The organism is Pseudomonas sp. MAG002Y (assembly GCF_019400845.1).
GTDB lineage: Bacteria > Pseudomonadota > Gammaproteobacteria > Pseudomonadales > Pseudomonadaceae > Chryseomonas > Chryseomonas luteola.
On sequence record NZ_WOEJ01000004.1, the window covers coordinates 1 to 20,047 of the forward strand.

A 20,047-nucleotide genomic window follows, 5' to 3' on the forward strand; every position below is an offset into this window, starting at 1 on the left:
ATCCATCAGTCTTACAGCACAAGCACCCACACGAATTGCTTGATTCAACTTGTTAAAGAGCGGTTGGTTAAGACCTTGTCTCAACCGAGGCGCGCATTCTACGCTAACCTCTTGTCCTGTCAAGCTTTTTGTTCAACCGGTCTAACCTGCCGAACTGCTTGCCGGACCTGCCGGATCAGGAAACCTGTTCTGGCAGCGGGAGGCGTATTTTACACAAACCCAGGGGCTTGTCAACCACCACTTCCCTCTTTCCGCTTCTGGCAGACCGGAGGCCTGACCCCGACTAAACAGCTAAGCCATTGATCTACAAGGCTTTCTGCTGTCCCATTGCAGCGGAAGTGGGGCGCATTATAGGCCCCTCCGCTCACAGGTCAAGCTTTATTTTGAACTACTCAGCTTTAATAACTATGCGGGCAAATGCCTTCTTGCCTGCCTGACAAACATGAGTAGCACCCAACTTGAAGACAAAGCTTCGATCTACTACTTCACCATCAACCTTTACGCTACCTGCGTTCAGCAAATCACGTGCAGCAGCTGAGTTCTTTACCAGACCTGCGCGATTGAGCACTGCGGCTACGGGCATATCCTCGGCAGTCGTTAACGTTACCTCTGGAATTTCCTCTGGCAGCTCGCCGTCCTTCATGCGATTGCCAGCAGAACGGTGAGCGGTAGCAGCTGCCTCCTCACCATGGAACCGGGCAACGATCTCCTCGGCCAACTTGATCTTGATATCGCGCGGATTGGCACCCGCCTCTACATCATGGCGAAACGCTTCAATCTCACTCATCGCCCTAAAGCTTAAAAGCTCAAAATATCGCCACATCAGCGAGTCAGGCATTGAAACGATCTTATTGTACATAACGCCAGGCGCTTCCTGGATACCTATATAGTTGCCAAGCGACTTGGACATCTTCTTGACGCCATCCAGCCCCTCAAGCAAAGGCATAGTGAGAATGGACTGCGCCTCTTGGCCATAGGCACGCTGCAACTCGCGGCCCATTAACAAATTAAATTTCTGATCAGTTCCACCAAGCTCGACATCTGCTTTCAATGCAACCGAGTCATATCCCTGAACCAGGGGGTACAAGAACTCATGAATAGCAATGGGTTGATTAGTCGCGTACCGCTTACTGAAATCGTCACGCTCAAGCATACGTGCGACCGTGTACTGAGACGCCAGGCGGATAAAGTCAGCCGGTGTAAGCTTGTCCATCCAAGCAGAATTAAACGCCACTTCAGTCTTCGCCGGATCCAATATCTTGAATACCTGAGCTTTATAGGTTTCAGCGTTTTCAAGAACCTGGTCACGCGTCAATGGCGGACGAGTCGTGCTTTTACCACTGGGATCGCCAATCATGCCTGTGAAGTCACCAATCAGGAAAATGACCTGATGACCCAGCTCCTGGAATTGACGTAGCTTATTGATCAGAACGGTATGGCCTAAATGAAGGTCTGGAGCTGTAGGATCAAAGCCTGCTTTGATACGCAACGGAGTCCCTTTCTCAAGCTTTGTAATGAGCTCAGATTCAACCAAAAGCTCGTCAGCTCCACGCTTGATCAGCGCTAACTGTTCTTCTACCGATTTCATTAGCCAATCCCGCTTAAATTAATGGCGCAACCATACAAGATCACCTGATAAAAACAAGATTTCCAGAAACCTCTACCTATCAGGCACATATTGAAAATTATTAAGGGTTGTTCGGAACTTTATTTGATTATATTTTAGGCAGTTATTCATGCTCAAAAGCACCGCTACGTCATGACACAACCAACTCCAAAAAGCCCGTTGTATCCTAAAAGCCATATCCTGGCTGCTAGTGGGGTCGCTGCGCTTCTGAGTTTGGCTCTGCTGGTGTTTCCTTCTCGCGATGTCGAGGCAAAGAAAACGCTCGTTAATATGGATATTCAGAATAGTGCTGAGCGCATTATTCAAGAAAAGGATGACCTTCGACAGCTAAGCACTCTCTCAGAGCCTGAAGCGTCCACAACTGAAAGTCCGTTCGCCAGTATTCCTGAGTCAACCGAAACGGCTCAAGAACCCAACTCAGCTGAACCCTCTTCTACCGAAAGCCTTGCCTCAGTTGACTCTCAGTGGAAAGTCGAAACTGTTAAAAATGGCGACACGCTTTCCACATTATTCTCGGCAGCCGGTTTGTCAGCAAACGTGCTGCAAGACGTTTTAAATAGCGACAAAGAAGCCAAAGCCCTTAGCCGAATTCACATAGGCCAAAAGCTCGAATTCAAGGTATCTCAGACCGGTGACCTGCTCGGCTTCCGAAGCAAGCCAAACGCCTTGGAAACCATCACGATCTCCAAAGCTGAAAGTGGTTATGACTTTAAGCGTGAAATAGCACAGCCTGATGTTGAAAAGGCTTATGCACGCGGCGTTATTGATAGCTCTCTATTTACAGCTGGCCGACGCGCCGGCCTATCCCACGATATGATCATGTCACTGGCCAACGTGTTCGCCTATGATATTGACTTCGCACTGGATATACGAGAAGGCGACGAATTCGAGGTCATCTACGAAAAGAAGGTGGTCGATGGAAAGCGTGTCGGCAACGGCAACATTTTAGCGGCGCGCTTCACCAACCGCGGTAAAACCTTTACGGCAGTCCGCTATACCAGCAAGCAAGGCACTACGAATTACTACACGGCTGACGGTAGCAGCATGCGTAGGGCATTTATTCGTACTCCAGTAGAGTTTACCCGTATCAGCTCCCGTTTTTCCCTGGGTCGTTACCATCCTGTCCTGAGCAAGATTCGTGCGCATAAGGGTGTGGACTACGCAGCACCAACCGGTACGCCTATCCATGCGACAGGGGATGGCAAAGTGGTAGAAGCTGGGCGCAAGGGTGGTTACGGAAACGCCGTAGTAATCCAGCACGGACAGCGCTACAGCACTGTTTATGGACATATGAGCAAATTCGGTCAAGGCATTCGACCAGGCGTACAGGTTAAGCAAGGACAGGTTATTGGATATGTAGGCATGACAGGACTCGCAACGGGACCTCATTTGCACTATGAATTCCGCATCAATGGTACGCATGTCGATCCGCTCGGCGTAAAGCTACCTATGGCTGATCCTATCGCAAAAAATGAGGTGAAACGTTTCTTGAGCCAAAGCCAGCCTTTAATGGCCCGCATGGACCAGGAAAAGTCCACTCTTCTTGCCATGAACAAGCGTTGACAGGTATGACGCTTTATATAGGGCTAATGTCTGGTACCAGCTTGGACGGACTGGACATTGCCCTTATTGATCAAACAGCTACTAGATGCACGCTTATCGGCTCTCATTATGTGCCGATGCCATCGAGCCTCAAACATAAGCTTCTTGAGCTGTGCAGTGCTGGCGACAACGAACTGGAACGTGCCGCACTGGCTGAGCAGGATTGGGTCCAGTTGGCTGCCCAAGGTATTGAGCAACTCCTCAGCGAAGCGCAGCTATCGACCTCGCATATCAGAGCGATTGGTAGTCACGGGCAGACAGTCAGGCATAGTCCATCTGATGGCTACACGATTCAGATCGGCAACCCGGCACTTCTTGCAGAGCTGACAGGGATTGATGTTGTTGCAGATTTTCGTCGACGGGATGTAGCTGCTGGTGGACAAGGTGCTCCCCTCGTCCCTGCTTTTCACGCGGCCATCTTTGGAGATCCGGCGAAAGAGCGAGCTATTCTTAACATCGGCGGATTTACCAATATTACATTGCTATCACCCGGCCACCCTATAGAAGGCTTTGATTGCGGCCCAGGTAATGTATTGATGGATGCATGGATAAACGAGCACAAAGGCGAGCCTTATGACCAGTTTGGTTCCTGGGCTGCCAGTGGCTCCATTTCATCCATGCTTCTTAATGCCTTTTTGTCTGATCCTTTCTTTGCCAAACAGGGGCCTAAAAGTACTGGGCGCGAGCTATTCAATTTAAGCTGGTTAAAACAAAAGCTCTCAGTGCTTCCTGCGATACCGGTAGCCGATGTTCAGGCAACCCTGGCCGAGCTTACCGCCATTTCTGTCTGTGATTCGCTGCGACTGGTTCAACCCACATGTGCCGAGCTATTTATCTGCGGCGGCGGTGCTCACAATGAGTTTCTGCTTAAGCGACTCTCTGCTCATTTACCAGAAACGCTCGTTACAACCACAGACGAACTTGGCGTTTCGCCAGACTGGGTAGAAGCAATGGCATTTGCCTGGCTGGCACATTGTTTTGTTGAGCGCATACCGGGTAACTGCCCGGACGTAACAGCGGCTAAGGGGCCTAGAATCTTAGGCGCGCTGTATCCTGCCTAAGCGAAAGCGCCGCGTTTAAACGCGGCGCCTCAGTAAAGCCTTCTTAGATTGAGAAAGACTGACCGCAGCCACATGTAGTTGCCGCATTAGGGTTCTTAATGACGAAACGCGAACCCTCCAGCCCCTCCTGATAATCGACTTCAGCGCCAGCCAGATACTGGAAGCTCATGGGATCGACAACCAGACTTACGCCGTCACGCTCTACAATGGTGTCGTCTTCAGCCGTATCTTCATCAAATGTAAAGCCGTACTGGAAGCCAGAACACCCTCCCCCCGTCACAAACACGCGCAGCTTAAGACGAGGGTTGCCCTCCTCATCGATTAAGTTCTTTACCTTATTGGCTGCACCGGGGGAGAACAATAAGGGAGTCGGAATGAAGGTTTCGATGGTCATGCTTGAATCTCCCGGCTTTCGCCGATACCAACTGCAATATGCAACATTATCCGCTTAACCCAGAAAAATGGTCAACTATTCTGCGACCGACCGATAATTAAAACTTAAATCGCTTATAAGGTGACGCCTGTAACACGGGCATCTACTATCTCTGGTTTTATATTGCCGGAGATACTTGATGCTCTATCTATGGATCAAAGCGTTACACATCATAGCTTTAGTCTGCTGGTTTGCCGGTCTGTTCTATTTGCCCCGACTGTTTGTCTACCACGCGCAAAGTGAAGACACCGTTAGCCGTGAGCGCTTCATTCTGATGGAGCGAAAGCTGTATCGAGGAATCATGCTGCCTTCAATGTTGGCTACGCTTGTTTTCGGCATTGTATTACTGGTCCTGAATCCAGGCTGGCTGAGTCAGGGCTGGATGCATACCAAGCTTGCACTTGTCTTTTTGCTGGTCGGCTATCACCACATGTGCGGTGCCATGCTGAAACGCTTTGCGCGAGGTGAAAACAAACACAGTCATGTATTCTACCGCTGGTTTAATGAAGCTCCTGTCCTGATCCTGATTGCGATCGTGATCCTGGTTGTCATCAAACCCTACTAAATTTCCAGACGCAGCATATCCTGACAATATGCTGCGTGCCTCTTCTATTGTGCGACAAGGAAGCTCGCCATGTCCGATACGCGTTACAAGATTACTTTTGATGGGCAATTGATCCCCGGTGTCAGTCGAGATGATGTACTGGAGAATCTTGCGAAACTTTTCAAAAGTGATACGCAGAAAATAGCCCAGCTGTTTCGCGGTCCCGTTACATTAAAAAGGGACCTTTCGGAACCTGAAGCTGATCGTTATCTGGCAGCCTTGAGACAAGCTGGCGCTCAAGCCAGGAAAGAACAGGACTTGGCCTCCATGCTTACGCTGGTTGAGGACAAAGAAACACCAGCAAAAGAAAGCACACGGTTAATGACTTGTCCAAAATGTGGACATGAGCAGACCAAGCGCGACGAATGCGAGCAGTGCGGCATTATTGTTGAAAAGTACCTGGCACGTCAGGCTGAGCTAGCGTCAGAGCCGCCCGCACCGTCAACTGCGCCAGTCATGGCCGCGTCTCCTTATGCTCCGCCTCAAGCAGACCTTTATACCCATGGCGAACATGAATACGGTACCTTGAAGGTCTTCAGCCTCAAAGGTCGAATAGGACGCCTGCGCTTTTTAGCTTGGTCGCTTGTAGCATCTGCCGCTTTTTTTGCCGCCTTTTTTGCACTACTGACAACGGTAGGGATCGCAAGTCTCATGACGTCGCATCCCTCAATCCTTACAGGGCTTGGGCTTAGTGCGCTGCTTGGTCTTGCAATGCTATTTATTAACCTGAGCATAGGTGTTCAACGCTTGCATGATTTAGGCTGGTCAGGCTGGCTCTGGCTTTTGAGCATCGTTCCGCTCATAGGAGGCCTGTTTACTTTCGTGCTGATGGTCTTACCAGGATCACGTACAGCCAATCGCTATGGTGCACCGCCTCCACCTAACGGCATAGCGGTCAAGCTTTTAGCGGGTATCTGGCTATTTATTGTGATCGCTGTGATTCTGGCCTCCCTTGTGCGCCCTAGCTAAGGGCACCCTGCCACGCCGGAGCGGTCCAACTCCATGCCGTACTTCTGAGGGAGCATCATGCCTCGCTATGCATTAATTACTGGCGCCTCTAGTGGAATAGGCCTTGCGCTTGCTGAAGCACTGGCGCGCCGCGGTCATCCCTTGATCTTACTTGCCCGAAAGCGGGAGGCACTTGAAAGCATTGCCAGTGAACTGGCCCAGCGATTTGGCGTGGAAGTACTTTATCGCGTTTGCGATCTGTCGGAGCCGCTGCATGTGACAGGGCTTCTGCACGAGCTTGAGCAGAGCGAGAAGGTTATCGACCTGCTTGTGAACTGTGCAGGCATGGGGACTGGCGGCCCCTTTCTTTCCTCCGACTGGTCACGCGAGCAGCACCTTATTGAGTTAAATGTGCTGGCCCTGACTCGCCTCTGCCATGCCCTAGGTGCGCACATGGCTCAACAGGGCGGCGGACAGATTCTCAACGTAGCTTCGACGGCCGCCTTCCAGCCCATTCCGCTTATGAGCAGCTATGCCGCCAGCAAGGCGTATGTCCTGCATTTTTCCGAAGGGCTGCGTGAAGAGTTAAAAAGCCGAGGCATTTCCGTCTCAGTGTTATGCCCCGGCCCAACGCGTACAAGCTTTTTCCGCAAAGCGGGCATGCAGACTGCCTCAATGGAGAAAGGCAAAACCATGATGGGCGCCGAGGAGGTTGCATTGATCGCCATGCATGGCCTCGCCAAGCGCAAGGCCATCATTCATTGCGGATGGCGAAACCGCCTGACGACAATGGTACCTCGTTTTTTGCCACGCTCACTTGTAAGAAAAGTTACCGCCAGAATAGGCCGCATGCTGACATCACCTTGACTTGCGTCTGTGCGCAAAAGATAACCCTCGCTACACTTTGATCTTCAAATACACAGGAGACATCCATGGACTGCCTGTTCTGTAAAATCGTGGCGGGAGAGATTCCAGCCCGCAAGCTTTATGAGGACGATCATGTCATTGCCTTCCATGACATATCGCCTCAGGCCCCCGTTCATTTTCTTGTCATTCCCAAGAAGCATATCGCCACGCTTCATGACCTGAGCGAAACCGATGACAAGACGCTAGCAGGTCATATCCTGTTTACGGCACAACGCCTGGCCCAGGAACAAGGTTGCGATGAAGGCTTCCGGGTGGTCATGAACTGTAATCCAATGGGTGGACAAACGGTTTACCACATCCATATGCATGTACTTGGCCAACGGCAAATGACGTGGCCGCCGGGTTAAGCGTTCCTTTACCCTCCCCTGATTTGAACCTGGAGACTGGAATGGCTAACGATCGTCACTATTCCCCTGCAGATCACCTGTTCATGCAGGTTGATGCCGCATTAAAAACACTACTGCCTTTCAATGGACACCCTAATAGGGCCTCCCCTGCGCTGAGTCATTCGGAAGCCGAGCTGGATGAGTCCAGCACCCGGCACGTGGCTGGACTGATGCGCATCAACCACACCGGAGAAGTGTGCGCACAAGCGCTCTATCAGGGACAGGCCTTGACAGCCAAGCTGCCTGAAGTCCGAAGCGCCATGGAAGAAGCCGCTGACGAGGAGATTGATCACCTCGCCTGGTGCGAACAGCGAATTAAAGAGTTGGGAAGCCATACCAGCGTACTTAATCCATTGTTCTATGGCCTATCATTTAGCATCGGCGCGACTGCTGGCCTGATCAGCGATCGTCTCAGCCTTGGCTTTGTCGCCGCGACAGAAGAGCAAGTCTGTAAGCATCTTGATGAGCACCTGATGCAGCTTCCTTCGGAAGACAAGCGCTCCCGAGCGATTCTTGAGCAGATGCGCATTGACGAGGAGCAACATGCGGATCATGCCCTGGATGCAGGCGGGCTACGCTTCGCTACGCCTATCAAACTTGGCATGACGCTTCTTTCAAAGGTCATGACCAAAAGCACATACCGCATTTAAGACAACAAAAAGGGCGCTCAAAGCGCCCTTTTAATTTCAACCTGCTGCTTAACGAGGCAGGTTACGACCAGAAAATATCTCACGCATCTCATGCTTGAGGCGTTGCGTTACCTGCTCACGCTGCTCACGCGAAAGATTCTGAGTAGCATCACCAAACAGGTAATTTTCTAGCTCGAACTCTTTCAATAGCATCTTGGTGTGGAACAGATTGTCCTGATAGACGTTTACATCCGTCATCTGATAGGCCGAACGCGTGTCTTCAGACAGGTAGTTCTGGATGGAATTGATCTCATGATCGATAAAGTGCTTGCGTCCTTCCACATCGCGGGTAAAACCACGAACGCGATAGTCGACAGTCACAATATCCGAATCAAACTGATGAATCAGATAATTCAATGCCTTTAGCGGTGAGATGACGCCACAGGTAGACACATCGATATCGACACGGAATGTGGCGATGCCGTCAACGGGATGAATTTCCGGATAGGTATGAACCGTAATATGGCTTTTATCCAGATGCCCTAGAATTGTTTCGCGTAGCGGACCGGGTGATTCCTCGATCTGGCTTTCGGTAGGCTCAACAGGCTGCTCCGAAATGAGAATGGTCACGCTGGCGCCCTGAGGGTCGTAATCCTGGCGAGCGATATTCAGAATATTGGCACCGATGATATCCACGACGTCTGTCAGGATCTGAGTCAGACGCTCGGCGTCATACTCTTCATCAATGTACTGTACATAGGCTTGCTGATCTTCTGACGTCTCTGCATAGCAGATGTCATAGATATTGAAGCTCAAGGTCTTCGTCAGGTTGTTGAAACCATGGAGCCTGAGTTTACTTTTCACCGTAGGGAACTCCCATAGGTACGGTCTCTGACCGTGGTCGTGAATGCCCGTCATCTGCATAAGGCGCAGGTGCGTAGGGCCGTTTCATACCTCTTCGCATTGGCGATTGTGGCTGTGCTTGTCGGGCCTTGCCCTGAAAAGGGGCGCATTATGCAGAGCCTGAGGGCTATCCGCCAGAGGTTGCGCCCGAAAGACGATGAATTGATGACAGTCAGGGCTTAATTAAGCTCTATGATCTCGTATCCGTGCGAAATCTCGACGCCCGCACGCTCCAGCATGATGGAAGCTGAACAATACTTTTCTGCAGACAGCTCAATGGCGCGCTTGACCTGCGCTTCCTTCAAGTCACGGCCCTTGACCACAAAGCGGATGTGTATCTTGGTAAATACCTTGGGTTCGGATTCAGCCCGCTCAGCCTCAAGAAAGGCCTCACAGCTCTCTACAGCCTGGCGAGATTTCTTTAAGATACTCATCACATCAAAGCTGGTGCAGCCACCCAAGCCGATTAGCAGAGCCTCCATTGGGCGGACGCCCAGGTTACGACCGCCATGATCAGGAGGGCCGTCCATGACAACCACATGGCCACTGCCCGACTCGCCCAGAAACATGGCCTCACCGGCCCATTGAATTCGTGCTTTCACCATGAGACTCCACAGCCAGTAAAAAAATAGAGTACCACAGCCCCATAAATGTGATGGAATGCCATCAAACTGCCATTAAACTGTTAGTCACGTCGCACACTTCACAAGTCGTGATCTGCAGAGTAAAAATTCACTTTAATTTAGTGGCAAACTTGCCGATATGTTCAAATCCCTGTAGACAAGGCTTGTCTCAACTTCAGGAACCAGCATGGCCGCTATTATTCCTCCTGCAAAACTTCAACATCTCGATAAACTGCTCGCGCATTGCTCGCGTCGCCGCTATACCGCCAAGACGACGATCATTTATGCGGGTGATAACAGTGAAAGCCTGTTCTTCATCCTCAAAGGGTCGGTAACGATTCTGATTGAGGACGACGAAGGTCGCGAAATGATCATCGCCTATTTGAATGCGGGCGACTTTTTCGGCGAGATGGGGCTATTTGCCAAGGAAGGAAGCGAACCCGAACGCAGCGCCTGGGTTCGTGCACGCACGGAGTGCGAGGTTGCCGAGATCAGCTACAGCCAGTTCAGAGAACTGAGCCAGCAAGATCCCGACATGCTCTTCTCGCTGGGCCGCCAGATGGCCGAGCGTCTGCGCCAGACTACGCGTAAGGTAGGTGATCTTGCCTTCCTGGACGTGACTGGTCGTGTCGCTCGTACGCTGCTTGACTTGTGCAAACAGCCCGACGCCATGACGCATCCGGACGGTATGCAGATCAAAATCACGCGCCAAGAAATTGGTCGCATCGTTGGATGCTCACGTGAAATGGTCGGTCGCGTACTCAAGTCTCTGGAAGAACAGGGCCTTGTCCATGTGAAAGGCAAGACGATGGTTGTGTTTGGTACTCGCTAAACACACCATGCTCTGACAAAAAAGCCGGCTCGCGCCGGCTTTTTTATTAATCACTCTACGTCGGGGGAGGAGATCCCCGCGCGTCTTTCAGGAAAGAACAGCCGGTGCAGCTCGTGTCCGGGATCCTCTGCACGCATGAATGCTTCACCTACTAAAAAGGCATGCACATCGCTGACTTGCATCAGCTCAACGTCAGCCCTGTTCAGAATGCCACTCTCGGTTACCACCAGACGTTCTCGTGGAATAGACGGCAAAAGGTCCAGTGTTGTTTCCAGGCTCACCTCAAATGTATGCAGATTGCGGTTATTGATACCGATCAGCGGCGTGTCGAGTGTTTTCAGCACTCGCTCCAACTCATTTGCATCGTGAACTTCAACAAGCACATCGAGGCCAACCGACTTTGCCGTAGCGGCTAGCTCTGCCATCAAGGTATCGTCCAGGGCGGACACGATGAGAAGAATGCAGTCAGCACCAATCGCACGGGCTTCAATGACCTGGTATGGATCGATCATAAAGTCTTTACGAATGATAGGTAATGAGCAGGCTGCCCGGGCTTCCTTCAAATAGGCATCGCTGCCCTGAAAGAAATCGATGTCCGTCAGGACCGAAAGACAGGTCGCGCCGCCTGCTTCATAGCTTCGCGCAATATCTGCCGGCACGAACTCCTCCCGCAGGACACCCTTACTGGGCGAGGCCTTCTTGACCTCAGCAATGACCGCTGGTTCTCTTCGCGCCACGCGATCCATCAGGGCCTGGGCAAATCCCCTTGGTGATTCAGAGGCCTGCGCCAAGGCCTCCAGATCGGCCAGTGGAAGCGCTGACTTACGCTGTGCTACTTCTTCAGCTTTGCGGGCCAGGATTTTTTGCAGAACGGTAGGTACGCTCACGCTTGATTCTCCACTTTGTATACCGCTGTAAAGCTGGCCAACTCATCCATTTTTTCCCGGGCAAGGCCGCTGTACAACGCGTCATGCGCCAGATTGACACCTTCTTGCAAACTTGAAGCTAGATCAGCTGCATACAATGCGGCTCCCGCATTAAGCACAATCATGTCAGCGGCCTTTTGCCCAGCCTCGGTTTTCCGACGCCCCAGGGCATCCCGGATCAGACCTAATGAAGCCTCCGGGCTGTCGACTGTAAGCCCGATCAAGCTCTGACTCTTGATACCAACATCCTCCGGAAGGACTTCATACTCTTGAATTTGTCCATCCTTGAGTTCAGCAACACGTGTAGGCGCCGCCAGGCTGAACTCGTCAAGCCCATCCCTGGAGTGAACAACCAGCACATGCTTGCTGCCTAGCCGCTGCAGCACTTCGGCAAGGGGACGGCACAGTGCAGGCGTGAATACCCCTACTACTTGATGCAAGACACCGGCTGGACTGGTCAACGGACCTAGCATGTTGAATAACGTACGCAGCCCCAGAGACTTTCGAGGGCCTGCAGCATGGCGCATCGCACTGTGGTGCGATTGGGCAAACATGAAGCCTACCCCTATCTCATTAACGCAACGGGCTATTTGTTCGGGCGTCAGGTTGAGATAAATCCCCGCCGCTTCAAGCAGGTCGGCACTGCCGCTTTTACCTGAAACAGCACGGTTGCCGTGCTTGGCTACTTTTCCCCCAGCAGCCGCGACAACAAAAACAGAAGCCGATGATACGTTGAAGATATTGGCACCATCTCCTCCTGTTCCCACGATATCCACAACGTGCTCAAGGCTGGGCAATTCAACCTTGGTAGCCAGCTCGCGCATCACGCTTACGGCACCACAAATTTCATCGATGGTTTCGCTCTTGATACGCATGCCCATGAGAAAAGCGCCGATCTGGGCATCATCACATTGCCCGGTCATGATCTGGCGCATGACGTCCTGCATTTCGCTTGTGGTCAGGTCGAGTTGACTGACGATTTTGCCGAGCGCTTCCTTGATATCCATGACTAGCGTGCGCCTCCGGTCTGCTTGAGGAAATTGGCCAGCAGGTCATGACCGTATTCGGTAAGAATCGACTCGGGGTGAAACTGGACACCTTCCAGCATGTACTCGCGGTGACGGAGCCCCATGATTTCATCCATGGTTCCATCTTCGTGTTGAGTCCAGGCAGTAATTTCCAGACAGTCCGGCAGCGTTTCTCGTTTCACCACAAGCGAATGGTAGCGCGTGACCGTAAAGGGGTTGGGCAATCCGGCAAATACACCCTCACCCTTGTGATAAACCAGGCTCGTTTTACCATGCATCGGCTCACGCGCTCTGACCACCTCACCTCCAAATGCCTGCCCCAGGCTCTGATGACCAAGGCACACACCCAAAGTAGGCACTTTGCCTGCGAAATGTTTCAGCAGTTCGAGTGAGACGCCTGCCTCATTCGGTGTGCAGGGGCCTGGGGAAACGACAATGCGCTCCGGCGCCAGCGCATCGATTTCGTTTACGGTCGTTTCATCGTTGCGTACGACTTTTACGTCTGCCCCTAACTCGCCCAGGTATTGCACGAGGTTATAGGTGAAGGAGTCGTAGTTATCCAGCATCAGTAACATAGTAGCGCTCCTTCAGGTACGCGAAGTCGTAGAAGTTTGTTCAGCCAGTGCAACCGCGCGGAACATCGCACGACGTTTATTGATCGTTTCTTCCCATTCCGCAGCAGGTTGAGAGTCTGCAACGATGCCCCCACCGGCCTGAACATGAAGCTCACCGTTTTTGATGACGGCAGTACGAATCGCGATGGCAGTATCCATATTGCCATTCCAGGCCAGATATCCTACGGCACCGCCGTAGACACCTCGCTTGACAGGCTCCAGCTCGTCGATGATTTCCATGGCGCGGATCTTCGGCGCGCCGGACAGCGTACCTGCCGGCAGGATGGCACGCAGGGCATCCATGGCATTGAGACCGTCCTTGAGCTGGCCGGTCACGTTGGACACAATGTGCATGACATTGGAATAACGCTCGATCACCATTTTTTCGGTCAGCTTGACCGAGCCGGTCGACGATACGCGGCCAACATCATTACGACCTAGATCGATCAGCATCAGATGCTCGGCAATTTCCTTTTCATCACTGAGCAGATCTTTTTCGAGCTCAAGATCCTGCTCCTCAGACGCTCCTCGTGGACGCGTTCCGGCGATAGGTCTAACCGTTACCAGCCCTTCCTCTACTCGAACAAGGACTTCCGGCGAACTGCCTACGACATGGAAATCACCGAAGTTGAAGAAGTACATGTAGGGCGTTGGGTTGAAGCAGCGTAGCGCGCGATAGAGGTCGATGGGGGCGGCCTTGAAATCGATGGACATCCGCTGGGAAGGCACGACCTGCATGCAGTCCCCAGCCAGGATATAGTCCTTGATCTTGACAACCGCCTGCTCGTAATCCGCCTGAGTAAAGCTGGCTCGAAACTTGGGCTCCTGCGCCTGAGGTGCACTGAAATCGAGCCCACGGCGCGGCGTAATAGGCCGACGCAGGCGCTCCAGTAATTCATCCAGGCGCGCTTTGCCTTGGTCGTAGGCATTTTCATCGGCCGGGTCGACCAGCACGATGGCATGCATCTTGGTAGATAGATTATCGAACACCACGACAGCATCAGATACCATCAGCAGGATATCGGGATTGCCCAGCGGGTCAGGATTGGGGCAGGCACCCAGGCGCTTTTCAACGTAGCGGACACAGTCGTAGCCGAAATAGCCGACCAAGCCACCATTGAAGCGCGGAAGGTTAGGCAGTGTGGGCACGCGATAGCGCTGCTGGAATGCTTCGATAAACGCTAGCGGGTCCTCGACCTCAACGGTTTCGACGACCTCATCGCCCTCATGAATCGTGGCTTGGTGGCCATAGACTCGCAATACGGTGCGACTGGGCAGCCCGATAATGGAGTAGCGACCCCATTTTTCACCACCTTGGACAGACTCAAGCAGGTACGTATTGGTGGTATCGGCCAACTTGAGATAAAGCGACAGCGGCGTGTCGAAATCAGCCAGGGTTTCGAATGTCAGGGGAATACGGTTATAGCCGGCAGCGGCCAAACGCAGGAATTCTTCGCGGGTCATGATCAGCCTCGTGGAGGGTAAAGGTCAGGTGCAAAACGCGCCGGGCATGCCGGCCAGGAATGAGTCAGGCGCGCCAGCGCCAACGCGCCAGGGCCTTGATGACCTTCATCCACAGTTTGCAGGTGACCACCACGATTCGATCTCTTCGCCGGGTAGATAGGAATACGGCCACACTAGCTCAGGCAACTCGCTGAATCAACCTCTTTGCCATAGCGAGTGTGGCATTTTATCGCTAAGCCAGTAACTGCCTAAGGTCGTCCAGTAGCCAGTCAGGTGACTCATCAGCTATGGGCTGACCATGATTGTAGCCATAGGTCATCGCGACGCAGCGCACTCCGGCAGCCCGTGCGGCGCGGATATCGTTACGTGAGTCGCCAATGAACAGGGCGTCGTCAGGCTTGGCACCCGCCTTGCCCATGACATAGAGAAGCCCGGCAGGATCAGGCTTTTGTTGAGGTAACGTATCCCCTCCTACGATCCATGAGAAAAAATCGCCTAACTGCATGTCATCCAGAAGTGGGCCAACAAAGCGCTCCGGCTTGTTGGTAATGACGGCCATCGCAATCCCTTTGGCCTTGAGCGTCGCCAGCGCTTCCTGAACGCCGGGGTACACGACTGTGAGCTCGTGGCTGCCCCCATAAAGAGACATGAAAAGGCTCAGTGCCTCATCTGCCTCAGCCTCCGTGATGTGGCTGTGCTCCATCTGATCTGCCAAGGCACGACGAACCAGCACACGGGCTCCATTGCCAATCCACAGCCTGACCTTATCCAGCCCTGCAGAGGGTCGACCTAGCGTTTCAAGCATGGCATCAACCGCTGCGGCCAGATCTGGGGCTGAATCGAGAAGCGTGCCGTCAAGATCAAACATGATCAGCCGTGGCTGCTTTCCATCAAACAAGGTTTCCAGCACGCCTTGACTCATACCGCACGTGCCTTGGCCAGCTCATTACGCATGGTCTTGATGACCTCTGCATAATCCGGCGCATTAAAGATGGCGGAGCCCGCAACAAACGTATCGGCACCGGCACGTGCGATTTCACCGATGTTGGAAACGTTGACGCCGCCATCGATTTCCAGACGAATCGGCAAGCCGGAGGCATCGATCAGCTCACGTGCCTCGCGCAGCTTGTCGAGTGTTTTCGGAATGAACTTCTGGCCACCAAAGCCCGGATTCACACTCATCAGCAACACCATGTCGATCTTGTCCATGACATATTTCAGGCAGTCCAGGGACGTCGCCGGGTTAAAGACCAGCCCTGCTTTACAACCACCTGCCTTAATGAGCTGCAGTGAGCGGTCGATATGCTCTGAAGCCTCGGGGTGAAAGGTGATGAACGAGGCGCCCGCCTCGATGAAATCACCGATAATACGATCCACTGGCTTGACCATCAGATGCACATCGATAGGCGCCGTCACGCCATACTTGCGTAGCGCCGAACAGACCATGGGGCCAATCGTAAGATTGGGCACATAGTGGTTGTCCATAACATCGAAATGGACGATATCGGCGCCCGCTGCGAGCACCTTGTCTACATCTTCACCCAGACGGGCAAAGTCAGCGGAGAGGATCGACGGAGCGATAGCATAAGGTTGCATGGAAAAGCCTCAAGGCAAGTCAGCGGAAAGCGGCATTGTACCCAATGCAGCGGCTGGGCATTCATGCATTAGAGAGCTGACAACCGGCATTTCTCCCCGCTGCTGTCTTGCACAGCACATCTTGCAGGGCACACTTGCCGCTTGTGGCGGTCAGTGCAAGTAGATGCCTCTTATTTGCGTGCCGCGGTAGACATCGCCCATGACAGCATGACCAAAGGTGATTAGTCTTCCGCCCATTCTGGACAGGACGAAGTGCACTTCATGTTTAGCCGACCCGGTGTGTTCAACAAGACCCTGCTGCTGATTGCTCTTGGCATGGCCAACAATGCCTCTGCCGAAGAAGCTACTACCCCGCCAGCCCCTGCTGCCGAACGAGCAGCTCCGATTGGACGCAGTCAGGATACTGCGCAGGCGCTGGAGCGCACGCTCCCCAAAAGCGAGCAGCAGACCCTGACGGCGGGCAACGAGCAATTCCTGGCGTTATGGAAACCTGCCAATACTGCCCAGCCTCAGGGAACGATCGTCCTGATACCGGGCGATGGCGAGTCCGCTGACTGGCCCAACACCATCAGCCCACTCAGGCAAAAATTGCCCGACGAAGGTTGGCAGACACTTAGTCTGACCCTGCCCGACCCGCAAAACCAGGCTCCACTGCCGCGTAACGCCAATGGGGCGACTTCTGCTCCTGCCGATGCCGATGCATCCACTGCAGAGGGTGCGTCCCCCACACCCGTAGAAGGTGTGACCGGCACCGCACCAACACCTGAAACCCAGGCTGAAATAGGTAGTGGCGAACCCGCACAGGCAGGCAAGGCACCCTCGGATGCCAAAGCATTGCAGGATGCCTATGCGGAGGGCGTCATGGCTAGACTGGCGGCCGGAATCGACTTTGCGCTACAGCGAGGCTCCAAGCAGGTGATTCTGCTCGGTCACGGTACCGGAGCCTATTGGGCAGCTCGCTACCTCGCTGAACGAGAGCCCAGCGAGCTTCATCACTTGATTATCATTGATGGCAAGGCACCGGTTAATTCGGGCTCAAATCTGGATGCAATCGTGCCCAAGCTCAAGGTAGCAACAGGCGACTTCTATCATAACCAGTCTTCGATCGCTCAAGCCTCGGCCCAGCAGCGCCGCCAGGCTGCCAAGCGGGAACAGGCCAGCGATTACATCCAGATTGCCCTAAAGACGATTCCCGGCGACCCCTCCAATGAGCAGGAACAGTTGTATCGTCGTGTGCGAGGCTGGCTTAGCACACACATAGCGGCAGGCGGTGGAGAGCAGCCTGCGCCCTAACGAAAGCCATGCCGTTCTTTGATAAGCCGATAGGCTGCGTGCAAGGCAGCGGTTTTTTCCGCTGCCTCCTGAACCACATATTTATTGGCGCCGGCACCTTGAACCTTGTCGGGATGATGCCTGCTGAGCAATCGCCGATAGGCTTGCTTGATACTTTTGCTATCGCTGCTCTCGCTTACCCCTAGCAGCGCCAAAGCCTCTTTATAGCCATTGTTTGCACGCGGCTTCTTCGCTGACCGCATGGGCTGCAGTTCATCTACTCGCGTTTGTGAGAGCCCGGCCCACAATCCCCATTGCCGGATCAGGTCCCGCTCACCAGGCCGGACGCTGCCGTTCACCCATACCATTCGCCAACAGGCACGAATGATAATTTCAGCCTGACTTTCCGCTGCAACCAGCCGGGTACGAGCCGAGCGAACTGCCGTTTTACCCTGATTGAACGCAGCGATTGCACGGCGGCGGCCCTCAACGTCCAAACCCAATCGCTTAATTTCACCTTCAGCCTGGCGAATATGTGCCGTCGACACTTGCCCCCCTGCCTTGGCCAGATGGCCGAGCAGTTCAAACAAGAGCTGATGCTCAAAACCAACCTGCCCCAGCCGCAGGCGCAGCGCAGACCAGGAGGTGAGTCCCAGCTTACGCTCGGCCGCATGCCCTAACATTGCACCCAGCAATGCTCCAGAAAGATCAGCTGCCGCCCAGCCGGTAAGCGCCCCGGACAGCGTTAAAGGCCATGGCCAGAACACTAGGCGCTCGCCTCGATCAGTTGCTCGACTTCTGCCAGCCGCTCATGGGTTCCTACATCGACCCAACGACCGGTATGCAGCGTCCCGCTGACGCGCCCTTCTGCAATGGCTGCGCGCAGTACAGGCGCCAACTTGAAGGCGCCTGCCTCGCAGGTGCGAAATAGATCAGGATGCAGTATTGCAATACCGCTGTAGGTAAACCTGTCGCAAGCCTCGCCAGCTTCAACCACGCGTCCATTACTCAAAAAGAAATCCCCTTCAGGGTGGTGAAGAGGGTTATCGACCAAAATCAGATGCGCTAAATCGCCGGCGGTCAGCTGTAACTGCCGATAGTCGTAATCCGTCCAGATATCGCCATTAGCCACCAGGAAAGGCTCTTTGCCTAACAGCGGAAGCGCCTTGAAGATGCCGCCGCCGGTTTCCAGCGGCTCACCTTCAGGCGAGTACACGATACTGACGCCTAACCGCGAGCCATCTTGCAGGTAGTCTTCTATCTGCTGCCCCAGCCACGCATGATTGATAACAAAATCGTTGAAACCAGCCGCCTTCAAAGCCCGAATCTGGTATTCGACCAACGGTACACCGCATGCTTTAACCAAAGGCTTTGGAGTATGCAAGGTAAGCGGGCGAAGCCGCTCTCCACGCCCTGCCGCAAGAATCATAGCTTTCATACGGTAGAGGCCTCCCGAAGCTCGGCGAGCAAGGCCTTCAAAGGCGCGAGTTCAGGGCGCCGCGCGATAACCGCCTCGATATAGGCGAAGAAACGCGGCACGTCAGCCAGATACTTGGGCTTGCCGTCTCGATGGCAAATGCGCGCAAAGATCCCGATGACCTTGAGGTGTCGTTGTACGCCCATCAGGTCGCTGGCTCGGTAAAAATCTTCAAAATCATCGCCAACCGGCAAGCCTTGCTGCCGGGCACGGGTCCAGTAAGTTTCGAGCCACCCTCTGACACACTTCTCCGGCCAGCTCAGGAAGGCATCCTTGAAAAGGCAGGTCACGTCATAGGTAATCGGGCCGTATACCGCATCTTGAAAATCCAGGACACCCGGATTTGGCGTACTGACCATCAAGTTGCGCGGCATGTAATCGCGATGCACCAAGACGCGCGGCTGCGCCAGTGCGCTGTCAATCAGCAGCTCACAGACCGACTCCCACGCGTCCTGTTGCGCCGCATCGAAGCGATGATCAAGAACGTAGCGGACATACCAGTCAGGAAATAGCTGTAGCTCACGCGCTAACAGGGCGCGGTTGTACTCTGGCAGATGACCTTCCGTCGGAAGAACCTGATAGGTCAATAACGCATTCAAAGCGTCATTAAAAAGCGCGTCGGCATTATCGTATGTCAGGACGTCAAGGTATGTTTGCCGCCCCAGATCATCCAGCAGTAAAAAGCCCTGTTCTATATCCTGAGCCAGGATTTCCGGCACATGCACACCGGTCTCGGCCAGTAGCGCGGCCACATGCACAAACGGCCGGCAGTCTTCCTGTGGAGGTGGTGCATCCATAACGATCAGGGTACGGCCGTCACATTCCCAGCGAAAATAACGACGAAAACTTGCATCGCTACTAGCGGGGGTCAGCTCGCCTTCTCCAGGCGCTCCCCAGCCTTTTTTATTGAACAATTCAGGCAGACACGCGTCCAGCCACTGACAGAGTTGGGTAAAGCGAACATCTTCAGACATTTATAACGGTTTCCCTCGGCCCTAGCCGTTGCGCAGGTCATGCTTTATTATCCGATATCTTTTTGAGCCCATCGAGAGGCCTGCGGTCCGTTTCCGGGCCGATGGCGCGCAGGATAACTTT

Annotated in this window: 21 protein-coding genes and 1 pseudogene; 9 read left to right on the forward strand and 13 right to left on the reverse strand. The window is 53.5% G+C overall.

Features of this window, described 5'->3' with window-relative positions; genetic code table 11:
• Window positions 1-388: 388 nt before the first annotated feature.
• Window positions 389-1,588: a tyrosine--tRNA ligase gene (gene tyrS / locus GM154_RS06960; RefSeq protein ID WP_150346496.1), complete on the reverse strand. Its 1,200-nt coding sequence runs from the start codon at window positions 1,586-1,588 to the stop codon at window positions 389-391.
• A 171-nt stretch (window positions 1,589-1,759) separates the two neighbouring features.
• Here tyrS and GM154_RS06965 point away from each other — a divergent pair, with 171 nt between their 5' ends.
• Entirely contained in the window at window positions 1,760-3,190 is a 1,431-nt protein-coding gene (locus GM154_RS06965; RefSeq protein WP_219651568.1) for a peptidoglycan DD-metalloendopeptidase family protein, read from the forward strand.
• A 5-nt stretch (window positions 3,191-3,195) separates the two neighbouring features.
• Window positions 3,196-4,290 (forward strand): anhydro-N-acetylmuramic acid kinase, encoded by a 1,095-nt coding sequence (locus tag GM154_RS06970; RefSeq protein WP_150346495.1) that lies wholly within the window; start codon window positions 3,196-3,198, stop codon window positions 4,288-4,290.
• A 43-nt stretch (window positions 4,291-4,333) separates the two neighbouring features.
• Here the strand turns inward: GM154_RS06970 and erpA are convergent, their stop codons facing one another.
• Complete coding sequence (erpA, locus tag GM154_RS06975) at window positions 4,334-4,684, reverse strand: iron-sulfur cluster insertion protein ErpA (protein WP_019367557.1); 351 nt, start codon at window positions 4,682-4,684, stop codon at window positions 4,334-4,336.
• 178 nt (window positions 4,685-4,862) lie between these two features.
• Between erpA and hemJ the strand changes: the two genes are divergently transcribed.
• From hemJ to coq7, 5 genes are all read left to right on the forward strand, one after another.
• On the forward strand, window positions 4,863-5,288 hold the full coding sequence (hemJ, locus tag GM154_RS06980) for a protoporphyrinogen oxidase HemJ (RefSeq protein ID WP_010795956.1): 426 nt from the start codon (window positions 4,863-4,865) through the stop codon (window positions 5,286-5,288).
• 69 nt (window positions 5,289-5,357) lie between these two features.
• Window positions 5,358-6,296 carry a DUF805 domain-containing protein gene (locus GM154_RS06985; protein WP_219651569.1) on the forward strand — a complete coding sequence of 313 codons (939 nt, stop codon included), beginning with the start codon at window positions 5,358-5,360 and terminating at the stop codon, window positions 6,294-6,296.
• A 57-nt stretch (window positions 6,297-6,353) separates the two neighbouring features.
• Window positions 6,354-7,142 (forward strand): SDR family oxidoreductase, encoded by a 789-nt coding sequence (locus GM154_RS06990; protein WP_219651570.1) that lies wholly within the window; start codon window positions 6,354-6,356, stop codon window positions 7,140-7,142.
• Window positions 7,143-7,207: 65 nt separating this feature from the next.
• Window positions 7,208-7,549: a histidine triad nucleotide-binding protein gene (locus GM154_RS06995; RefSeq protein ID WP_010795959.1), complete on the forward strand. Its 342-nt coding sequence runs from the start codon at window positions 7,208-7,210 to the stop codon at window positions 7,547-7,549.
• A gap of 41 nt (window positions 7,550-7,590) precedes the next feature.
• Window positions 7,591-8,238: a 2-polyprenyl-3-methyl-6-methoxy-1,4-benzoquinone monooxygenase gene (gene coq7, locus GM154_RS07000; RefSeq protein ID WP_197871450.1), complete on the forward strand. Its 648-nt coding sequence runs from the start codon at window positions 7,591-7,593 to the stop codon at window positions 8,236-8,238.
• Window positions 8,239-8,286: 48 nt separating this feature from the next.
• On the opposite strand, the gene speD is transcribed toward coq7, so the two are convergent.
• Both speD and GM154_RS07010 read right to left on the reverse strand, forming a co-directional pair.
• On the reverse strand, window positions 8,287-9,081 hold the full coding sequence (gene speD, locus GM154_RS07005; RefSeq protein WP_010795961.1) for an adenosylmethionine decarboxylase: 795 nt from the start codon (window positions 9,079-9,081) through the stop codon (window positions 8,287-8,289).
• A gap of 218 nt (window positions 9,082-9,299) precedes the next feature.
• A complete protein-coding gene (locus tag GM154_RS07010; RefSeq protein ID WP_026004192.1) occupies window positions 9,300-9,722 on the reverse strand; it encodes an OsmC family protein in 423 nt (140 codons plus the stop codon).
• A 208-nt stretch (window positions 9,723-9,930) separates the two neighbouring features.
• On the opposite strand from GM154_RS07010, the gene crp reads away from it, so the two are divergent.
• Window positions 9,931-10,575 (forward strand): cAMP-activated global transcriptional regulator CRP, encoded by a 645-nt coding sequence (crp, locus tag GM154_RS07015; RefSeq protein WP_010795963.1) that lies wholly within the window; start codon window positions 9,931-9,933, stop codon window positions 10,573-10,575.
• 50 nt (window positions 10,576-10,625) lie between these two features.
• Here crp and trpC read toward each other — a convergent pair whose 3' ends face one another.
• From trpC to rpe, 6 genes and pseudogenes are all read right to left on the reverse strand, one after another.
• Window positions 10,626-11,462 carry an indole-3-glycerol phosphate synthase TrpC gene (trpC, locus tag GM154_RS07020; protein WP_219651572.1) on the reverse strand — a complete coding sequence of 279 codons (837 nt, stop codon included), beginning with the start codon at window positions 11,460-11,462 and terminating at the stop codon, window positions 10,626-10,628.
• Window positions 11,459-12,508 carry an anthranilate phosphoribosyltransferase gene (trpD, locus tag GM154_RS07025; protein WP_219651574.1) on the reverse strand — a complete coding sequence of 350 codons (1,050 nt, stop codon included), beginning with the start codon at window positions 12,506-12,508 and terminating at the stop codon, window positions 11,459-11,461. Before trpD ends, trpC begins: the two co-directional genes overlap by 4 nt.
• A gap of 2 nt (window positions 12,509-12,510) precedes the next feature.
• Window positions 12,511-13,104 carry an aminodeoxychorismate/anthranilate synthase component II gene (locus tag GM154_RS07030; RefSeq protein WP_010795966.1) on the reverse strand — a complete coding sequence of 198 codons (594 nt, stop codon included), beginning with the start codon at window positions 13,102-13,104 and terminating at the stop codon, window positions 12,511-12,513.
• A gap of 12 nt (window positions 13,105-13,116) precedes the next feature.
• A complete protein-coding gene (gene trpE / locus GM154_RS07035; RefSeq protein ID WP_219651575.1) occupies window positions 13,117-14,607 on the reverse strand; it encodes an anthranilate synthase component I in 1,491 nt (496 codons plus the stop codon).
• A gap of 64 nt (window positions 14,608-14,671) precedes the next feature.
• Window positions 14,672-15,529 (reverse strand): annotated as a pseudogene (locus tag GM154_RS07040) (phosphoglycolate phosphatase).
• A complete protein-coding gene (gene rpe / locus GM154_RS07045) occupies window positions 15,526-16,203 on the reverse strand; it encodes a ribulose-phosphate 3-epimerase (protein WP_122041487.1) in 678 nt (225 codons plus the stop codon). The pseudogene GM154_RS07040 and the gene rpe overlap by 4 nt, the downstream one beginning before the upstream one ends.
• A gap of 261 nt (window positions 16,204-16,464) precedes the next feature.
• Here rpe and GM154_RS07050 point away from each other — a divergent pair, with 261 nt between their 5' ends.
• On the forward strand, window positions 16,465-17,496 hold the full coding sequence (locus GM154_RS07050) for an alpha/beta hydrolase family protein (RefSeq protein WP_219651578.1): 1,032 nt from the start codon (window positions 16,465-16,467) through the stop codon (window positions 17,494-17,496).
• On the opposite strand, the gene GM154_RS07055 is transcribed toward GM154_RS07050, so the two are convergent.
• Genes GM154_RS07055 through GM154_RS07065 form a run of 3 tightly spaced genes read right to left on the reverse strand, consistent with a single transcriptional unit; the run spans window position 17,493 to window position 19,926 of the window.
• Window positions 17,493-18,242: a DnaJ domain-containing protein gene (locus tag GM154_RS07055; RefSeq protein WP_219651580.1), complete on the reverse strand. Its 750-nt coding sequence runs from the start codon at window positions 18,240-18,242 to the stop codon at window positions 17,493-17,495. The genes GM154_RS07050 and GM154_RS07055 overlap by 4 nt on opposite strands.
• On the reverse strand, window positions 18,242-18,913 hold the full coding sequence (gene murU / locus GM154_RS07060; RefSeq protein WP_219651582.1) for an N-acetylmuramate alpha-1-phosphate uridylyltransferase MurU: 672 nt from the start codon (window positions 18,911-18,913) through the stop codon (window positions 18,242-18,244). Before murU ends, GM154_RS07055 begins: the two co-directional genes overlap by 1 nt.
• Complete coding sequence (locus GM154_RS07065) at window positions 18,910-19,926, reverse strand: aminoglycoside phosphotransferase family protein (protein ID WP_219651585.1); 1,017 nt, start codon at window positions 19,924-19,926, stop codon at window positions 18,910-18,912. Before GM154_RS07065 ends, murU begins: the two co-directional genes overlap by 4 nt.
• Between the last annotated feature and the right edge of the window lie 121 nt (window positions 19,927-20,047).